Origin of the sequence: Geofilum rubicundum JCM 15548, from assembly GCF_000974365.1 — a bacterium.
In the GTDB taxonomy this organism is placed as follows: domain Bacteria; phylum Bacteroidota; class Bacteroidia; order Bacteroidales; family Marinilabiliaceae; genus Geofilum; species Geofilum rubicundum.
Window position 1 is genome coordinate 1 of record NZ_BAZW01000008.1, and the last position, 17889, is coordinate 17889.

The following is a 17889-nucleotide window of genomic DNA, read 5'->3' on the forward strand; positions in this document are numbered from 1 at the left end:
TTCCGCGTTTGAAGGCCAAAGCAACACCTGCGCCATCCGTCTGGGCGAGATGGTCAGCACCCGTCTGCCCGAATCGCTGCAGCAAGATGTGGGGCCCGATCTGGGCCGCTACCGCGTGCTCGAAATCACGCACACGGTGGACGACAAAGGCTTGTACGCCAACACCTTTAAAGGTGTGGCCGGTGCCACCGAGACCTTGCCACTGCCCGAAAACGTCACGCCGCCCACCGCCTTTCCCGAACTGGCAACGGTCATTGACAACGCCGACCCCGAAAACCTCGGCCGCGTGCGCGTGCGCTTTCTCTGGCAAAACAGCGATCAAAACAGCAACTGGATACGGGTGCAGACACCCGATGCCGGCACCAGCAGTGTCATCGAAAAGAACCGCGGCCTGTTCTTCATTCCTGAAATCGACGACCAGGTCATGGTCGCCTTCGGGCAAGGTGACCCCTCCCGGCCCTACGTCGCCGGTAGCCTCTTCCACCAGGGCAACAGCGGTGGCATGGCGCCCGACAACAACCTCAAATCCATCACCACCCGCAGCGGCCACACCATCGAGTTCGACGACACCGACGGCGCTGAAAAGATCAACATCTATGACCGGGAACAAAATGTAATTCAATTCAACACCACTGAGAAGTCCATAAAAATTCAGGCCATGGAGACCATTGAAATTGGTGCTAAGAACATAAAATTGGTTGCAGAAGAAAATCTGGATTTTGGTGCTTCGAAGAATATTGTCATGACCGCTGAAGAGAACCTTGGGCTACAATCGGGAAAAGATACCGGCGTAAAATCCAAAGGAGCTACTATTTTAGAAGCAAGCAGGGATTTGACTTTAAAGGGACAAAATCTTAATGCTGAAGGAAAGCAAAATACGGAAATCAAAGGGGGCGTTCAAACCAATATTTCAGGAACCATGACTGTGTTGCAGGGTGGTGGCGGAAAGGTAGAAGTCATATAAATAACCCCATACTAATAACCCTTAAAAAATTAGACCATGGCAGGAAAACCAATAGCCACCATAGGAAGCATGCATATATGCTCAATGGTAACTGGGTACGTCCCGCATGTAGGCGGTCCGGTAAGTGGACCCGGCGCTCCCAATGTGCTGATCAACGGAAAGCCGGCTGCCTGATGGGTGATATGTGCGTTTGCACTGGTCCTCCGGACACCATCATGCAGGGAGAACCCACGGTATTAATGAACGGCACACCCGTTGCCACCATGGGTAGCATGACTGCCCACGGTGGCAGCATCGCACAGGGTGAGCCAACCGTGCTGATAAGTTCGGCCACACCGAATAAGAAGGCCTTTGCCTCTTTAGCAGATATTCCCGTGCCCACTTTCTCAAAAATTGAGATAACAATCAATAAATTCAAAGATGCTTCTAGTGGTAACGAACATGCAAAGAAGATGACTGAGGCACAAGCCAACCAAGAGCTGGTGAAGGAAGAAGCCAAGCAGCACGGTTATTTATCCGACCTGTGTTTTAGCCAGTAACTTTGATCTAATCTTCTAATTTGATAAATTGTTTACTGATAAAGGTTTCATTAGCAAAAAACTGATTCACTATGAAATTTGTATATCCGGTTGATATTAATGAAAAGGATCCGGCTGCGTCTAGATATTTGAAGGGCGCCTCAAACAGAACTGGTTACTATCCTATTGGAAGGATGAACACCTGGCACGGAGGTGTTCACTTTCAGACAGATAAAGCCATTCGGGTTATTGCCGATGGTAAAATAGTCGCCTTTAGGGTGCCCAGGACCTACTTTAAAGAAGAAATAGGTGGGCGAGAGGGGCATTACTCCAATGGTTTTGTGCTGGTACAACACGATTATGAAAGCCCTAAGGGACAAAAGCTGACTTTCTATTCCTTTTATAACCATCTGACGTCTTTGGAGGATATGCCGGAAAATAAAATTCCGGATATTTTTGAAGGTGAGATTTACAAAGTGCGTAAAGACGTCAAGGACACCTTTGCCGGAAAGGTGGGGGCTCGCTTACGAAAAGAACCTAAAGTAGCTGACAATATTTTAGCTCTTATGCCGCCTGAAGAGGTTCTGGAAATTGCGCCTGAATCCATTGGGAAAACCGGGTGGTTAAAGGTTGTGAACTATGGTGCTAATGAATTGGAGGGTTATTGCCACGACAGCTCACTGGAAAAGGAAGTCGTTGTTACGCTGAAGGAGGATCTGTGTGATAAGGTTAACAATGTTTGCATGGAAGTGAAAGCGGGAACGGTTATTGGTTATGCCGGTTTAAATGGCTTTGAGAAACATGAGGCTTATCGCGCCGCGCATTTGGAGGTGTTTACCGCCGATGGTGTAAAGGACTTTTTGGCCAATAGCCAAAAAGATGGTGAGGATAAGAAATACTATACGAAGCTGTTTGCTGGCACTGAACTGAAGGTGTCCCTTCCTGTGAAAGTCGCCAAAAACAGTAAGGTGAAGCTATTATCCGGCAGTTCTGAAAATTACCAAAGAGTGGAGATCGTCAATATTGAAGTCACCGTAAATAACCGTTTTGAAGCTCTTGGAGAATATGACAGTGGTAATAAGACTTACGAGTTTCTGGCTTCCCAAAGTGACAGGATAGAGGCGTTTAATAAGGTGGCTGGTGACATTGCCAGAGTAGGTGATTCTGTAGAATTGCTGGAGCAACTTGAAGGCAAGAAAAGAAAGGTCCGCCATCTTAACCCCGCCAGCGGCAGGGTTTTTTGGGTAAAAAAGGAGATGATTGAAAAGAAGGTCATTACCTATGAGGTTCCACAAGAGCAAGATGAGGCAGAACTGGGGATTGCACCAGAATTTGCAGTTATGCCTGCAGCCAGAGAACTTAGCATCTCTGGCGAAATGCCAGACTCGATAACTGAAACCAAGGATTATGATGTTTTGAATACGGATTTAATGGAGATTAATATTCTTAATCCGGAATTCCACGAAAGGGAAAGTAGAACATTGGAATCAGATGTTGTTGTCAACTTTAAAAACGGCTTGGAGTATTCTGATGCGGATGGAAAAAAGTGGTATTTGTTAGAATTCAAGGAGCTTAAGCCGAATGGAGTGGCGCGGTATTACCAAGGTCTGGTAAAGGAGGAGGAACTGTCGGACAAATTTAGCGCCTACGACTGGGATAAATTTGGTTTTAGGATTTTGGAGGATGTCAACAACGACTATATTTATGATTTCAAGAATAAATCAGAATTCCTTAAAGAAATCTGCAAGCTGGTTGATGAAAATAAAAATGGAATTTTAGAGCCATTTGAATTGCAAAGGGCATTGAACAATCACTACACAGTAGATAAACTATCGAAACTGGTCTGTAAGCACCACAGTGAATGGGCTTATGGCGGCAGGTATTTTAGTGCCTTGGAAAAACAAGTGGAGCAAGTGCTTCAAAAAGGAATTGATCTGGAAGAAGATGAAGCGCGCAAGCAAGAGTTAGAGACCTTAAAGAAAGAACGCATGGCTGCCTTTGAGGCCAAAGTAAAGCAATTGGCCATATGGGAGGAGATTGAATCACGGAAAGGAAGTTATGCCTCAAAATTTGTCAAAGGTGCTTTATTAACCAATCCGTTAACAACTGGTGGATACTTAACCTACGAAGGTGTCAAATGGCTCTACCGTAAGTTTAGATCCGACGAGGAAATCCCTCTCAGCCCCTTTCCTGTAAACAATCCGGTTGTTTATCATTTTCACCCCATTGCGTTTGTGGAGGGGATGAGGCGTATGGGGAATCAAATTTTTGAGCCAATCAAAAATTCTTTGCTATGTCTATATACGCAAAATGGAAACTATCGCCCTTGGCATAACGTTTTTGGAAATGTTCGAACATTGAACTCAAATTCTAAGCATCAGGGTGTTGACATTTTAGCAAAACCTGATACTGAGGTATACTCTTGTTTTGATGGTGTGGTTAAGAAAGTTGAGAACCAATCAGGTTATGGTAAGGTTCTTATTATTGAAATAGAGGATATAGATTCCTTCGTTGACTGCAAGAAGGATTATTCCCTTTTGTATAAAGATAAGGGGGAGCTTCAATATGGTAAGGGATTTAACTTAAATGGTCCATTATTTCTTTTTTATGCACACCTAAATGATTGCTATGTGTCTGTTAATGATAAAGTCGCCGGCGGACAGCTTGTCGCGAGTAGTGGAACAACTGGTTATGGAAGTTCAAAGGATCCACATTTGCATTTTGAGATTCGTAATAAATTGAGTGCGCCAGGCTTAAGCAACAGATGTAATCCAGCATTTTTTATTGATTATAAGAATGAATCTGATATGGCTATTAAGGATAAACAGTTTCAAGAGGAAGTAGCACAAAAATTTTGGGATTAATTAAATATTTTAGAAAATGAGCAGACTGGTAATATTGTTTAGTGCTCTGGTTATATTGGCGTGTACGATCAAAGAAAAGACTAAAGCAACAACAAACAGTAAGCCTTCCTCTGAGGCTATGAGCCAATATTTTAAAAGTGAAAAAGAGGGGTTAACGCAATCAGAGGTGTTAGCCTGGAATGAGCTGAAGATAAACGGAATGTCAACATTTACGAGTCTAACTAGTTTGAATTCCAAGTTTGGCCAACCAGATTCTATTGTCGAGAATTACGATCACTGCCAGCATCTTTTTGATGATGAATATGAGTTGGTATATCGCGGCGGCTTAAAGTTTCACCTGAAAAATGATTCAATAATAGCTGAAAGTATTAAACTGAACGAAGGTATAAGGTTAATCTATAATGATTTGTTGTTTGACAAAGAAACTACCTTACAGGAATTCTCGATATTGTTCACGCAAGCCTTTGAGCGGAGGGAGGTTGTCGATATCGATGATTATCCCTATGGTAATAATTTGACACTATTGAAGTTTAAGGAGAACATGGATGCATTGGACTATGTCATTTGCTTTTTCTTTAAAGATGGAAAATTATTCTATGTTGCTCGTTTATTTCCCTGTTGAGTCTCTGTCTTGCTTTCCAAATTATCCACCCCCATCATGTGAATGCCAGTATTCCTCTAAAAGCCGGACCACTGAACAATCACTACACAGCACTTAAACTATCGAAACTAAGTGCTTACAGGAAAATCGATTCATGATTACATCAATTCTGAAGAATGTGATTATTTCAATGCAAGAAGGGTCATTAATAGTATTCAATCAGTTCCGGATTTAATAAAAGGGTATGCTGAAAAGTTTGAAAAATGCTTAAAAATGAACTAAGACATGGGCTTAAAATCTAAAACTGTAAAACTATTAGCAATTGTGCTTCTTGCTTGTGGTTTTCCAAATAAAAGTGTAACTGCAAGTGCCCTAGAGTTGATAGAAAGAAAGAATGATTTAATGGATGGATGGAATTGTTCTTCAATGGGCCGAGCAGCATCCGGACAAGGTCAGAAAGCAGATGACCTTCATAACCCCCTAAGTCGGAATTTTAAATAACAGTAAGTGTAAATAATTATTTTGCATTCTTGATAAATGAATATTACCTTTGCAAATAAGAAACTAGAAAAATGGGCAAATAATTTTGCCCTTGCGCAAAAAAAGCTTGGCAATGAAAGGGCCCTAAAATATCATCAAAGACTGGGAGATATGCGAGATGTGGAAAGCTTCAAAGAGCTACAGTTTTTACCAGGGAACTTTCATAATTTGTCAGGGGACAGAAACGGGCAATGGGCTTGCAATTTAGATCACCCCTATCGGTTAATATTTGAGCCAGCAATACAGCCTGTGCCTGCAAATGAACATGGTACCCCCATTTTAACAGAAATGAGGGTGGTTGCGATAATTGAAATTATTGATTATCACTAGAACAAAACCATTATGGAAATAAAGAATCAATATTTGCCGGATGTAGTTCTTCACCCTGCCATTACTTTAAACGAGAAGCTGGAGGAGATGGGCATGAGCAGGAAAGAGTTCGCTCTAAGAACAGGTAAGCCTGAAAAAACCATTATTGCAGTTTTAAAAGAAGAAAGTTCGCTGACTCCTGAAATGGCTATACTGTTTGAAAAAGTTACACAAATACCTGCACAATTTTGGATAAACAAACAAGCGAGATATAATGAGTATGTTGCGCGTAAAAAACATGAGCAGGCAATTGCAAATGCTGCAGAATGGGCCAGTCAGTTTCCATATGCGGAAATGGCACAACATAATTGGGTTGTGGCTACTCGAAATCCAGACGAAAGGGCTGTTAACCTAATGAATTATTTTGGTGTGGCTTCACACATCGCTTGGGAAAAACTCTATTTGGAAACGGAGTTAAAGGTTGCAGCTTATACTTCTTTGAAACGTACGCACCAGCCATACGCCATCTCTGCATGGTTACGACAAGGCGAGTTAAAGTCAAAGCAAATAGAGACTCCGGATTTCGATTTGAAAATTTTAAAAAGGAGCATTCCTAAGATGCGTCAATTAATGATAGGGCAAGCCATTAATTTCTTTGAGGATTTATATGAGATTTGTTTGCAGGCGGGCGTTTTGTTGCTGTTGACGCCATCTTTGCCTAAAGTGCCACTAAGCGGGTCCACAAGATGGTTAAATAACACACCGCTTATTCAATTGAAAGCACAGTTTAAAAAGGATGAAAATTTTTGGTTCACTTTTTTTCATGAACTGGGACACATTGTTTTACACGGAAAGAAATATATTTCTTTGGAGAATGTAGACTTTGCAGCTGTTGATTATAAGAAAGAAGAAGAAGCCAATCAATTTGCCATTAGCCATACTTCCCCATCTTTTACCAGATAGCCTCCCTATTAATACCAATTATTACCATTATAGGAGGGGAGCGATGGTTTACCTTTGTGTCAGGTTACAAATCAATATCTGACAAGCTATGAAAAACAAATCTCTTTTCTTCATTTTTCTGATTTTGGGCGTCTTTGGTTTTTGTCAAATGACGGTGGCGCTTACGCCCGACATAACGGTGGCGCTGGATGGTTCCGGTGATTATACCAAAATACAGGATGCCATTGATGCGGCGCCTTCCAATGAAAGCAGGAGGACCATTATTCTGGTGAAAACCGGATTGTACGATACGGAGAAGTTGATCGTTCCTGCCAATAAAACCAATATTACTCTGTTGGGGGAAAGTCGCGATCAGACCATTATTTCTTACCATATTTATGATTGCCCGACAGGTAAGTGTCCGGCGGAGGATGCGGAGAAATGGACCGGCGATAACATTCGGACTTCAGCTACCCTATCTATTCACGGTGACGGGTTCCGGGCTGAAAATCTGACCATTCAAAATACGGCGGGACCTGTGGGACAGGCGCAGGCTGTTACTATTAGGGGCGACAAAGTGGTGTTTGTTAATTGCGACCTAAAGGGGTATCAGGACACGATTTATCTCTGGACGGATGGCAAGAGAAGCTATTTTGAAAACTGCATGATTCTGGGGCGTACAGATTATATTTACGGCGGTGGTACGGCCTTTTTTCAGGCTTGCGAAATTCGCAGCTGGGGCGGTGGCTGGATTACGGCACCCGCCACTTCGCAAAGTGCTCCATATGGTTATGTTTTCAATGCGTGTGATTTAACCTATGTGACGGGTAGTCCGCGCAATGGGGATGACGGCACCACCTTCAGGTTGGGCCGGCCCTGGCACAACTACCCAAAAGTAAGCTGGTTGAGGTGTAGTTTTCCGGATATGCTCAACCCACAAGGATGGGGCGATACATGGAATATGTCGTATGCACCTACCAGTCCGGATTTGCACTTGTATGAATATCAGAATACCGGACCGGGTGCGGATATGAGCGGTCGGGCAACTGGGTTGGATTGCGGGCCATGACGGATGAAGAGGCGCTCACCTATACGGTGCAGGATGTTCTGGGCGGAACGGATGGGTGGGATCCGTCTGCAGAGGCCCCTCTGGTTACTACCTACACATGGACGGGAGCAGGTGCCAACGCCGGATGGCGCAACCCTGAAAACTGGGATCCGAATGGCATTCCCGGCAATGGCGAAATTGCCAATGCCGATGGCATCAGCACCGTTATTGATGCGGATGGAGATGCTTTTCTGGCGGACCTTAATCTATCCAATGGGGCAACGCTCCATATTGCCCAGTCCAGCACTGCCAACTACATAGCCGGGAACGGAGGTCGGTTGACGGCCGGTTCTGAGGTGGCCCTGAGTGGACAGATTGGTACCAAAGAGAGCAATACTTTTGATATTGAGGGGGTGCTGACGCTTAATGCGACCATTACCGGAGTACACGCTCTGATAAAAACCGGGCAGGGCTCGCTTATTCTGGCGGCCAACAATACTGATTATTCAGGCACGGTTGAGGTACAGGCAGGTGTTTTGGAAGCTTCTGTGGAAAATGCATTGGGCAATGGAAATGTGACAGTAGAGTCAGGAGCCACGCTGGTTGTTGGGCACGACAATGCCTTTTTCCCGCAGTCTGTACTGAAGGTGGCTACAGGGGCAGCGCTCTCTTTAAATGCGACTGTTACTCTGAGCGAGTTCTATATGGACAATGTGATGCAACCGATTGGCACTTATGATGCCAGTACTCATCCGGAACTGATCAGTGGTACGGGTTCCATCGTTATTGGTCGACCCGCTTCCTTTATGTTTTTGGGTGGTAACTGGGATGTGGCATCCAATTATACACCTGCATTAATGCCGGAAGCGGGTGAAACCGTCTTTTGTGAAGGGGAGATGGAAACCACCAGCACCATTTATCCGGCAGATGTTATTTTTGTTAATGGGAAGGGGCGACTGCGGATGCGTGGCGCCCATCAATCTACCGGAAGTCTCACTTTTGAAGGAGGTAACCGACTCTCCTATGCTACCAGCGGTACTGGTTTTGCATTGGAAGCCCCGATAGTGGCAGCCGGAGATTTCAATTTTGAGATGAGCAGCAGTCAGAACAGTTCCCTGACCCTGACAGGGACCATTTCCGGGAGTGCCACCATTTCAGTGCGCAACACCCGTAGTTCTGAATCAACAACGGCTACTGCCATTCTTTCCGGGGACAACTCCGGCTACGATGGATTTTGGGATTTGACCACACCCGCTTCGAACGCCAACGGGGTGGTGGCCGTTCAAGGAACAAGTGCCAACGCATTTGGAAGCGCCACCATTTCAGTGGGTGCCAATAACCGGGTTATTTTTAGTCACGACGAAAGCACTTCTGTCGACAATGAACTTATTCTGGCCAGTGGTGCACAGGCCACTTTGGATGCCCATATTACCCTCGGTCAATTAACGCTGGGTGAAACGGTTTACAACTCGGGTACATTCACCAGCGCGTCCCATGGCGACTTTTTCCAGGGTGCCGGAGAGTTAAAAGTGGGATCATCTACCCGTTTAAGCAGCGCTCGATTGAATCAGGACTTGAAATTCTACAACAATACCGTAACCACCAGTCAGGCACAACTGGGAGTGGTTCAGGTTTATGCGCTTAACGGACATCTTGTTATGGACCAAAGAATTGAAGGCAATGTGCTCGACATTCAATTACCATTAGGCGTTTACGTGGTGAAATCGTCGACTTCGGGACTATTGAAAATTTCAGTTGTCAAATAGAAGCAACATATAGATGCAAAAGGCAGTAAGGGATGAACGCTCTTGCTGCTTTTTTACATGCCATTAGCATTCATTCAGATATTGACGGGCAGATTGTTTAATTATTATAGGTATCTTCATAAACAATACCCTTTTGCTGAATGTTTATGTGTTTTAATCATCTATATTGCTTATATGCTAATAAAAACAAAACAACTCACCCGTTTGGATCATCGTTTAACGAGATGGATGGCTGCAAATGGAATTCTTTTTTTGCGGGTCAGCCTGGGTATCATCTTTGTGTGGTTCGGCGTTTTGAAGTTTTTCCCGGGCTTGAGTTCTGCAGCGGATTTGGCCACAAGAACCATTTCTATACTTAGTTTTGGGCTTGTTGGTCCGGAATTGTCCATGCCCATTCTGGCTCTTTGGGAAACACTTATCGGAATTGGGTTGATATTCAGGCTTTTTCTCAGAGAGACTTTGCTTTTGCTCTTCCTTCAGATGATGGGAACCATTTCGCCCATTTTCTTTTTCCCCTTTGAAACGTTTTCCAGTATTCCGTTTGTGCCTACACTGGAAGGTCAGTATATTATAAAAAATATTGTTATTATAAGTGCAGGGATTGTGATTGGGGCTACGGTAAGAGGTGGAAAGCTGGTGGCTGAACCGCCTCGAAAAAACCAAACCCATCCTGAGGATGGGAGGGTTTTGAAGAATAATAAGGTTTAGATGCCTTTGAAAGTTGTGCCAACGGCCAGTACGATAAAACCAGCCAGCAGTAAAACGTAGTTGTGTTCCGTCAAGAAATCGACACGGGCGTAGTGGCCTATAATTCCTAGTATTCCGGCAATTATGCCAATTATCCAGGTGATTTTTTTAGGAGCTGAAGGATTTCTCATATAGTTTTTTTAATGGTTATGGGCATAAGGTCAACTTTGATATCATGCCTTGAGGGAGTAAAATAGAGCAGGAAGGAACATTTTAATGTCCTTCCTGCTCTATTAATTAATTGTGATTGAATAAGTAGAAAACACCTACCTGAAATCCCCTGTTGTAAACGGATGTTCCATCTATCTTACTGATGTTGGAAAGTCCATGGTTGTATCTTAAATCCATACCAAAGTTGGTGGCTGGGTTGACATAACTCATGCCAACGCCCAGTGCCAAATCAATGGATTCGAATTGGTCTTTTACATCCACCTGGTTGTTGGCAATTTCTGATTCGGCTTTGACTAAAAAGCCGAGTTGAGGACCTGCTTGTAATCTGAAACCATTGTCGTACATGTATTGAAAAATCAATGGAATGTTAATGTAATTCAGGCTTGTATTTTTGTTTCCCTGCATGGAGTACACCAATTCAGGTTGCAGGGCAATGGGATCCGCCAGATGAACGTGGCCGATAAGGCCCAGATTAAAACCTACATTCAGGTCATGGTCAAAAACACTTCCATCGGTAAGCGTGTAGGCATTAAGTCCGCCCTTTACGCCTATGTTGACGTGCTGAGCGTTGGCAACACCAACGAATAGAAGAAAAGAGATGAGTGTTGTAATGGCTATTTTCATGTTTTTTTTAATTGGTTTATGAAGGTGACAAAGGTGGTTCCCTTTTGCCTTCCTTATGTTACACAAGTATTACATAAGATTACATATATCACTTATTTTGTTGGGCCGTTGAAGGGGTTAATATCAAAGAGCACATTGATTAAATTAAAAGAATTTAACCCTATAGATTTAGATTTCTAAGTTACAGTTTGCAAAAAAAACAATGATCACTAAAGCAATTAACAAAGACTTAACCTGAGCATTATAATAAAGGTAGCGATAACTCTTAATTAACCCTTAAGTAATATGCCCACCTAAGTTTTGTCGAATAATTTAAACCTACAAATTATCATGACAAAGCTAAAATTTTTCTTATCTGTTTTTCTTCTAACCCTGGCACTTGCTGTCCAGGCGGAACCATCCGGCGTTATAAAAGGACGGGTTTTGGATGCCGATAACCTTTCATTGCCCGGTGCCGCCGTATTTATTGAATCCATTAACAAGGGGGCCATATCCGATAATCATGGTTATTTTACCATTACGGGAATTCCAGGTGGCGCCTACCAATTATCTGTTACTTACATTGGTTTTAACCCGGATGAAAAGCAAGTCTCCGTGGAAGATGGCGAAACAGCTGTGGTGGATTTTAGTCTGAAATCAGGTATTGAGTTATCTGAAATTGTGGTAAGCGGACAGTTGCAGGGCCAGTCAAAAGCCCTTAACACGCAAATGAACAAGGGAAACATCACCAATATCATTTCTTCCGATCAAGTGGGCCGTTTCCCGGATGCCAATATCGGTGATGCCTTGAAAAGAATTCCTGGTATTAATGTACAATATGACCAGGGCGAAGCCCGCTTTGGAAACATCAGAGGTACCTCACCGCAATATAACTCGGTGATGGTCAATGGTGAACGCATCCCTTCTGCTGAAGCTGAAGACCGCACCGTGCAGCTGGACCTTGTCCCGGCTGATATGATTCAATCTATTGAAGTTAACAAAGCGGTTACGCCCGATATGGATGCCGATGCCATTGGTGGTGCGGTAAATCTGGTGACCCGCTCTGCACCCTACGACCGTCGGGTGAGTTTAACGCTTGGATCGGGATATAATATTTTGGTCGAAAAGCCCATTTACAACGGCGCTTTTGTCATCGGAGACCGCTTTCTGAACAACAAGTTGGGGGTCATTGCCAGCGCCTCTTATCACAATCACCAATTGGGCAGTGATAATTTTGAGTCGGAATGGGATTACATGGATGAGAATGATAAAGACGGCACCGCTTTTACGGAAGAAATACAGATCCGTCAGTACTATTTGCAGCGTATTCGCCAAAGTTATTCCTTGAGTTTTGATTATAAGCTCAACGAAAACCATACACTTTTTGCCAACGGTATCTATAACCATCGTAACGACTGGGAAAACCGTTACCGGACGGTTTATAAAGACATCGAATTTGATGAAGATGCCAATGCATGGATAGGGATGATGGAAAAGGAAACCAAAGGGGGTAATCCGGATACCAAAAATGCCCGTTTGGAAGATCAGCGCATGATGAATTTCACCTTGGGTGGCGACCATCAATTGGGCCCGGTTAGTGCCGATTGGACAGCTTCTTACAGTAAAGCCTCTGAAGAAAGACCCAACGAACGATACATTGTGTATGAGGTAGAAGATTTAACTTTTGCCACTGATTTTACAGATAAGGGAGCGCCTAAGGTGACCGGAGTGTCTCCCTCATCGTCCGCTGATTTTAGTTCTGACTATGCGTTTGCTGAAATTACCGAGGAATTTCAGTTGACAGAGGATATCGACAAAAACTTTAAGCTGAATTTCTTAATTCCCTGGCTGGAGGATGACTTTAAAAACAGCCTTAAATTGGGTGTGCGTTACAAAGGCAAGGAAAAAATGCGGAATAATAGAATGTTCGAATACAGTCCTAACGATGAAGATGCTTTTAATGCTGCCACCTTGGGTAACCTTGAAAACCTTACAAAAGATAATTTCCTGGCAGGGGACTATGCAGCAGGTCAGCAGGTATCCAAAGAATATCTGGGAGAGCTGGATTTAACCAACTCCTCGCTGTTTGAAGAAGAGCCGATAGTCGAAGAGGAAGCCGGTAATTTTAATGCCACTGAGAATATTGTTGGCGGCTACGTCATGCTGAACCAAAACCTGGGTCCCAATTTGCTGGTCATTGCCGGGGTCCGTGTCGAAAATACTTCGCAGGAATACCAGGGCAACCAGTATGATGCCGATGAAGATGTCAATACGTTGAGCGAAAAGGTCTCTGATTCTTATGTGAACGTTCTTCCCGGTTTGCACCTGAAATATGATTTTAACCGGACCACCATTTTAAGGGCTGCATGGACCAATACATTGGCCAGGCCCAATTATTTCTCTCTTGTTCCATACAGGGAGATTGAACGTGAAGACAATGAAATAGCCATCGGTAACCCAGAATTGATTCCCACCACTTCCATGAATTTCGACTTGATGTTCGAGAAATACTTTCAAAGCATTGGTATTCTATCAGGAGGGGTTTTCTATAAAGATATCAAGGACTTTATTGTGACTGAAACGCGTGAAAATTACCTTTTTGAAGGAACAACCTGGGATACTTACAGTCAGCCCATCAATGGTGGTAATGCAGAGATCTTTGGTCTTGAGTTAGCCGCTCAACGTCAGTTGGATTTCCTGCCCGGTTTCTGGAAAAATTTCGGGGTGTACACCAACTACACTTATACCACCAGTAGCATCAGTGATTTCCGCATCGAAGGCCGCGAGGACGATGACATTTCGCTTCCGGGTACGGCCAAGCATACCTTTAATGGGTCTTTGTCCTATGAAAGTAAGCGTTTTTCATTCAGGACATCGCTCAATTACTCATCTGACTTTGTGGATGAGTTTGGCGAGGAGGCTTTTTACGACCGGTACTACAATGAAACAGTTCATTTGGACGTGAACGCCAACTATGCCATTACGCCAAAATTCAGGTTGTATGCCGAGGCCAATAATTTACTGAATACGCCTTTGTACTATTACCAGGGTGTAAGTTCGAGGTTAATGCAGGCTGAGTATTACAACGTACGTTTTCAGTTTGGTGTTAAGTTTGATTTATAAATTGTTTGATCGAATGAAACCAGAAAACTAAGTTCAATCTTACATGGATGCTGAACGGTTTTTACCGTTCAGCATCCATGCTTTTTGATTGAAATCTAAAGTGTCACAGATGAAGGTTCCTATTAGACCCATTATATAACTAAATTATAGATGAATGAAAGTCTGGTTTTCATTAGGACTGCTAGTTTTGCTGAATGCTTGTGCCCATTTGAGTCGGGAGGAGAATGCGGTGAAGAATACAGTCAACTTTCTGCATGATGTTGCTCCATTTACGTCCGATTCATTGGTTAATGTAGTTATTGAAATACCTGCCGGCAGCAACCAAAAATGGGAAGTCAATCAGGCGAACGGACAAATAGAATGGGAGCAGGTTAACCCTGATTCTTTCAGGGTAATCAACTACCTGCCCTATCCGGCCAATTATGGTTTTGTACCTCAGACTGTGCTTCCTAAAACATCCGGTGGGGATGGTGACCCGGTGGATGTATTTGTTTTTGGCCCGGCAAGCAATCGTGGAGCGATCGCAAGGGTGAGGATAGTTGGAATCATCCATATGCTGGATAATGATGAATCCGATTCAAAATTATTGGCTGTAAATATGGATGAACCTGGCTTTGATGTAAATTCACTTGAAATGCTTATCCGGGATTATCCCGGTGTCATGGATATTATTAAACTTTGGCTCTTGCATTACAAAGGGTTCGGTGGGGTGGAAATTCTTTCTGTCAATGATGAAAGAGATGCTGTTGATTATTTAAAAGCAGCGCATGTTGAGTATGTTGAATAAAACGTAAACAATGAAATCAATAAATGTAATATTAGCTGGTATTTTTTTAACGGGAAGCGCGTTTCTGCCCCGTCAGATAATTGCTCAAATGGCGGACAAGGACTCTGTGTATTCAACGGACCAGGTAACCGCATTTCGTGTGCGGTCTGATTTTGAGATGGATTTGGATGAAGACCTGGGATGGGCCATGCCGCTCAACAATGCTCCCGTTCAAACAGTGGATGCTCCGTTTCGCATTCGCTTCGAAGTGGAGAGCGGCGCCTCTTTTTACCGCCGGCAATACAGTCTTCAATATCGCTGGAACGATGCCCCCTGGACCTACATGGAGGCCCATGAATTTCCTTATCCCTCGGCTGCATCGCCCGTTATGAGTATGGTCAGTTGTGACGCATTTTTCTTTGGGGAAGAAGCCGACAATCTGATTGATGTGTCTAAAAGACCGGCCAACCCGGGTGCAGGTATCAATCTGGCGCCCACAACCCCGGGATGGTATCCCGAACCGGCAACAGGCGCCTCAGCGGAATGGGAATTTGCCCTGGTGGTACGCAGATGGGCAGATGGTCCTCAACTGGTGAGAGATGGCGATCGTTTCGCGGTGCGATTGGTGGATCATTTGGGACGACCACTTCCCGGACCCACACCTGAGTTTTCGGTGGAGGTGCCTAAGGGACATCTTGGCGGCACTTTTGTGGAAACACCTGCCCGCATAGGGCCCTACGAAAGCAGCAAGGGCGAATTGTATTTTATCATGGAACCTACCGAAACCGATAACTTCTTTATGATGGTTAAGTCCATTGACGGAGGTGAGTCCTGGTTTGAGGTGGATGCCGAAAACCGACCACATATCAGCGATCTGGAAGGTCTGGGGTCTGTCAGGTCAGACGATGGCATCATTCATATCGTGCATCAAATATCAGAAGGCGTTTACCATCATGCCTTTGCCACATCTGACCATTCAAAGAGCAAAGACCGGTGGATGGTGGATAGCCATCTCATCACGGCCCATGAAGAACCGCCCACGCAGGTAGCAGATGTTACCCTTCGGCCGGATGGTAGTCTGGTTGCTGTGTTTGCTGCAGGGGATCAGTTGCAATACAGCATTCTTGAACCCAAAGGGAATTGGAGCAAGGCTCAATACCTTAATCATGATTACCCAATGGGCTTCACCAATCCTTCCGTGGTTGGCCTTCCCGATGGCACGGTGGATGTTACATATAAGAGTTTCGATGGCAAAGGATGGAGCCGGCAATTATTAACCGATAATTCACTCACCCTGCCCCAACAGTTGGCGCATAATTTGGGGACCACAGAAAGTGAAGGCATGGCGATTCTTCCCTTGGCTTATTTGCCTGGTGAAAAGGTTACTGTGGCTGTTTTCAGACAAGCCGACGGCTATCTTTATTTGAGTAAAAGGTCTTCGGGCCAGGCATGGTCAGAACCTGTCAGGGTATCTGACCGACCAGTGGTGACCAACGCAGTTGATTCTGATCAGGCGGGGGCTGATATGGTAGTTTGGGAAGATCAGATCATTGTTACTTTCATTTCAGAAGAAGATAGAGATATCTATCTTGTTAATATAAGCGATACCGATCAAATACCCGAGGCCCAATTGCTTGTTCCCAACATTGATGGTTCCTGGGTAAGGGGCAGTGTGCTGGACCGCCAGAAGGGTTTTCCTGTTTATGGGTTCATTTATGATGCCGGAAGCAAAGGGGGTTCTGGTTATAATAAGTACATTTCTATTGACCTGGAAACCGAATAGGATTGTTCAATCCGCAAAATTAATTAAAACCAAAAAAAATCGACGAATATGATTCAAACATTGAAATTTGCAGCCATTATCCTTTCAGTCTTACTGGTAGGGTGTAAAAGTAACCCGGGAAAAAACAGCAATGCCGTTGATGCCACAGATTCTGTTGCAGTGACATCAGAATTCATGCTGGAAGGAATGGCGGATGAAACGGACTCCATTTTGCTGCGTGTCGCACTCTTAGGTGATGCTGAGCCAAAGCCATGTGCGGAGTTTCCACACATGGATGCGGCGGTTAAACATGTAAATGCCCTTGCTCAAACGCTGCCTATGGACTTTGTCATTGGTGTTGGCGACATAGCCCACAAAGGAACAGAGATCCAGTATGAAGCGGCTACTGAGGTGTTGCAAAAACTCACCTTGCCTTTTTACCCGATAATGGGTAACGAGGAGCATGGAAGTACCGTGGAGCGGTATCTGTATTTTGCGCAGATGTGGAACAGTCAAATTGAAAGCCCGAGTTATGTGGTCAACCATGATAAGCTGGCATTTGTATTTGCTTCGCCCGACCATGGCCGGGATTTTGACGACAGCGGTGCGGGGTGGATTCTTGAACAGCTTCAGCGCCTGGCCCCAAAGCCGGTTGTGCTGGTGGTGCACGGCGCCCAGCAAGGGGTTTATCCCGAAAACGCGGACAAAGGCATAAGTAACCAGTTGTTTAAAGAACAAGTGATTGCGCAACCCAACCTGGCCGTGGTAGTTTCCGGCGACCTCCACATGGATATGGACCGTGTGATTCACTCCAAGAAATTGGGTCATGTGCATTACCTGCATGTTCCTGCACTGGAGCGCACCAAAATTCCCGATGAGACCAATCACACAGCCATGTTCCGGGTGATGACCATTGTCAGGGATGGGTCTGTTTCTGTTGATACCTATGCGGTAGGGGACACTGTCCGGAATGAGCACGCCTATTCTTTTGAGCTTCCTTTGCAAGACTAGAAAAGGCCTATCGTAAGTACATCCTTCTGTCGGATTTATAAAAACACCGTTTTTCAATTTAAAAATATTGGATCGCCAAAACCTCCTCTTAATAACCCGATTTTTCCACTTTTTAATGCTAAATATTGTTTAAAATTGTTGGGTTGAATTTTAA

At 44.3% G+C, this 17889-nt stretch carries 18 protein-coding genes; 15 read left to right on the forward strand and 3 right to left on the reverse strand.

The genetic code is table 11. The annotated features are described in order from the left end of the window. The 3 genes from JCM15548_RS21920 to JCM15548_RS06070 form a co-directional block, all read left to right on the forward strand. Positions 1-964: phage baseplate assembly protein V (locus JCM15548_RS21920; RefSeq protein ID WP_227625524.1), on the forward strand; the 964-nt coding region annotated here is incomplete at its 5' end. 36 nt (positions 965-1000) lie between these two features. Beyond that, positions 1001-1138, forward strand: coding sequence for a PAAR domain-containing protein (locus JCM15548_RS26185; protein WP_369403677.1), 138 nt, complete (start codon positions 1001-1003; stop codon positions 1136-1138). 8 nt (positions 1139-1146) lie between these two features. Then, positions 1147-1503 carry a PAAR domain-containing protein gene (locus JCM15548_RS06070; protein ID WP_369403678.1) on the forward strand — a complete coding sequence of 119 codons (357 nt, stop codon included), beginning with the start codon at positions 1147-1149 and terminating at the stop codon, positions 1501-1503. Between the two features lie 140 nt (positions 1504-1643). Here the strand turns inward: JCM15548_RS06070 and JCM15548_RS21925 are convergent, their stop codons facing one another. Then, positions 1644-1892, reverse strand: a complete 249-nt coding sequence (locus JCM15548_RS21925) for a hypothetical protein (RefSeq protein ID WP_162198180.1) — start codon at positions 1890-1892, stop codon at positions 1644-1646. Positions 1893-1910: 18 nt separating this feature from the next. Between JCM15548_RS21925 and JCM15548_RS06075 the strand changes: the two genes are divergently transcribed. The 8 genes from JCM15548_RS06075 (at position 1911) to JCM15548_RS06110 (ending at position 10260) form a co-directional block, all read left to right on the forward strand. Continuing rightward, the gene (locus JCM15548_RS06075) at positions 1911-4346 is read left to right on the forward strand and encodes a M23 family metallopeptidase (protein WP_227625535.1); all 2436 of its coding nucleotides are present in this window, start codon (positions 1911-1913) and stop codon (positions 4344-4346) included. Positions 4347-4362: 16 nt separating this feature from the next. Beyond that, the gene (locus JCM15548_RS06080) at positions 4363-4968 is read left to right on the forward strand and encodes a hypothetical protein (protein WP_062123410.1); all 606 of its coding nucleotides are present in this window, start codon (positions 4363-4365) and stop codon (positions 4966-4968) included. 264 nt (positions 4969-5232) lie between these two features. Then, positions 5233-5448, forward strand: a complete 216-nt coding sequence (locus JCM15548_RS06085; protein WP_062123414.1) for a hypothetical protein — start codon at positions 5233-5235, stop codon at positions 5446-5448. 36 nt (positions 5449-5484) lie between these two features. Next, positions 5485-5817: a type II toxin-antitoxin system RelE/ParE family toxin gene (locus tag JCM15548_RS06090; protein WP_062123416.1), complete on the forward strand. Its 333-nt coding sequence runs from the start codon at positions 5485-5487 to the stop codon at positions 5815-5817. 12 nt (positions 5818-5829) lie between these two features. Next, complete coding sequence (locus JCM15548_RS06095) at positions 5830-6759, forward strand: ImmA/IrrE family metallo-endopeptidase (RefSeq protein WP_062123418.1); 930 nt, start codon at positions 5830-5832, stop codon at positions 6757-6759. 88 nt (positions 6760-6847) lie between these two features. After that, positions 6848-7807 (forward strand): pectinesterase family protein, encoded by a 960-nt coding sequence (locus tag JCM15548_RS06100; protein ID WP_062123420.1) that lies wholly within the window; start codon positions 6848-6850, stop codon positions 7805-7807. Then, the gene (locus JCM15548_RS06105) at positions 7804-9552 is read left to right on the forward strand and encodes an autotransporter-associated beta strand repeat-containing protein (protein WP_062123422.1); all 1749 of its coding nucleotides are present in this window, start codon (positions 7804-7806) and stop codon (positions 9550-9552) included. The genes JCM15548_RS06100 and JCM15548_RS06105 overlap by 4 nt, the downstream gene beginning before the upstream one ends. A gap of 228 nt (positions 9553-9780) precedes the next feature. After that, positions 9781-10260, forward strand: a complete 480-nt coding sequence (locus JCM15548_RS06110; protein ID WP_227625525.1) for a DoxX family membrane protein — start codon at positions 9781-9783, stop codon at positions 10258-10260. On the opposite strand, the gene JCM15548_RS22230 is transcribed toward JCM15548_RS06110, so the two are convergent. Together JCM15548_RS22230 and JCM15548_RS06115 are read right to left on the reverse strand one after the other, a co-directional pair. Beyond that, a complete protein-coding gene (locus JCM15548_RS22230; protein WP_173427652.1) occupies positions 10257-10430 on the reverse strand; it encodes a hypothetical protein in 174 nt (57 codons plus the stop codon). The two genes, JCM15548_RS06110 and JCM15548_RS22230, sit on opposite strands and share 4 nt — an antisense overlap. Before the next feature lie 106 nt (positions 10431-10536). Continuing rightward, entirely contained in the window at positions 10537-11094 is a 558-nt protein-coding gene (locus JCM15548_RS06115; protein WP_062123426.1) for a porin family protein, read from the reverse strand. A 330-nt stretch (positions 11095-11424) separates the two neighbouring features. On the opposite strand from JCM15548_RS06115, the gene JCM15548_RS06120 reads away from it, so the two are divergent. From JCM15548_RS06120 to JCM15548_RS06135, 4 genes are all read left to right on the forward strand, one after another. Further along, entirely contained in the window at positions 11425-14196 is a 2772-nt protein-coding gene (locus tag JCM15548_RS06120) for a TonB-dependent receptor (protein ID WP_062123429.1), read from the forward strand. A 154-nt stretch (positions 14197-14350) separates the two neighbouring features. Further along, positions 14351-14983, forward strand: coding sequence for an inorganic diphosphatase (locus JCM15548_RS06125; protein ID WP_062123432.1), 633 nt, complete (start codon positions 14351-14353; stop codon positions 14981-14983). A gap of 10 nt (positions 14984-14993) precedes the next feature. Continuing rightward, entirely contained in the window at positions 14994-16745 is a 1752-nt protein-coding gene (locus tag JCM15548_RS06130) for an RNA-dependent RNA polymerase family protein (RefSeq protein WP_062123435.1), read from the forward strand. Positions 16746-16793: 48 nt separating this feature from the next. Next, complete coding sequence (locus JCM15548_RS06135) at positions 16794-17735, forward strand: metallophosphoesterase family protein (protein ID WP_227625526.1); 942 nt, start codon at positions 16794-16796, stop codon at positions 17733-17735. Positions 17736-17889 lie beyond the last annotated feature (154 nt).

What these genes read in the sequence shown, in the direction of transcription:
- JCM15548_RS26185 (WP_369403677.1), top strand. Translation starts at nt 1,001, where the DNA reads ATGGCAGGAAAACCAATAGCCACCATAGGAAGCATGCATATATGCTCA.
- JCM15548_RS06070 (WP_369403678.1), top strand. Translation starts at nt 1,147, where the DNA reads ATGTGCGTTTGCACTGGTCCTCCGGACACCATCATGCAGGGAGAACCC.
- JCM15548_RS21925 (WP_162198180.1), bottom strand. Translation starts at nt 1,892, where the DNA reads ATGGTTATAAAAGGAATAGAAAGTCAGCTTTTGTCCCTTAGGGCTTTC.
- JCM15548_RS06075 (WP_227625535.1), top strand. Translation starts at nt 1,911, where the DNA reads ATGCCGGAAAATAAAATTCCGGATATTTTTGAAGGTGAGATTTACAAA.
- JCM15548_RS06080 (WP_062123410.1), top strand. Translation starts at nt 4,363, where the DNA reads ATGAGCAGACTGGTAATATTGTTTAGTGCTCTGGTTATATTGGCGTGT.
- JCM15548_RS06085 (WP_062123414.1), top strand. Translation starts at nt 5,233, where the DNA reads ATGGGCTTAAAATCTAAAACTGTAAAACTATTAGCAATTGTGCTTCTT.
- JCM15548_RS06090 (WP_062123416.1), top strand. Translation starts at nt 5,485, where the DNA reads ATGAATATTACCTTTGCAAATAAGAAACTAGAAAAATGGGCAAATAAT.
- JCM15548_RS06095 (WP_062123418.1), top strand. Translation starts at nt 5,830, where the DNA reads ATGGAAATAAAGAATCAATATTTGCCGGATGTAGTTCTTCACCCTGCC.
- JCM15548_RS06100 (WP_062123420.1), top strand. Translation starts at nt 6,848, where the DNA reads ATGAAAAACAAATCTCTTTTCTTCATTTTTCTGATTTTGGGCGTCTTT.
- JCM15548_RS06105 (WP_062123422.1), top strand. Translation starts at nt 7,804, where the DNA reads ATGACGGATGAAGAGGCGCTCACCTATACGGTGCAGGATGTTCTGGGC.
- JCM15548_RS06110 (WP_227625525.1), top strand. Translation starts at nt 9,781, where the DNA reads ATGGCTGCAAATGGAATTCTTTTTTTGCGGGTCAGCCTGGGTATCATC.
- JCM15548_RS22230 (WP_173427652.1), bottom strand. Translation starts at nt 10,430, where the DNA reads ATGAGAAATCCTTCAGCTCCTAAAAAAATCACCTGGATAATTGGCATA.
- JCM15548_RS06115 (WP_062123426.1), bottom strand. Translation starts at nt 11,094, where the DNA reads ATGAAAATAGCCATTACAACACTCATCTCTTTTCTTCTATTCGTTGGT.
- JCM15548_RS06120 (WP_062123429.1), top strand. Translation starts at nt 11,425, where the DNA reads ATGACAAAGCTAAAATTTTTCTTATCTGTTTTTCTTCTAACCCTGGCA.
- JCM15548_RS06125 (WP_062123432.1), top strand. Translation starts at nt 14,351, where the DNA reads ATGAAAGTCTGGTTTTCATTAGGACTGCTAGTTTTGCTGAATGCTTGT.
- JCM15548_RS06130 (WP_062123435.1), top strand. Translation starts at nt 14,994, where the DNA reads ATGAAATCAATAAATGTAATATTAGCTGGTATTTTTTTAACGGGAAGC.
- JCM15548_RS06135 (WP_227625526.1), top strand. Translation starts at nt 16,794, where the DNA reads ATGATTCAAACATTGAAATTTGCAGCCATTATCCTTTCAGTCTTACTG.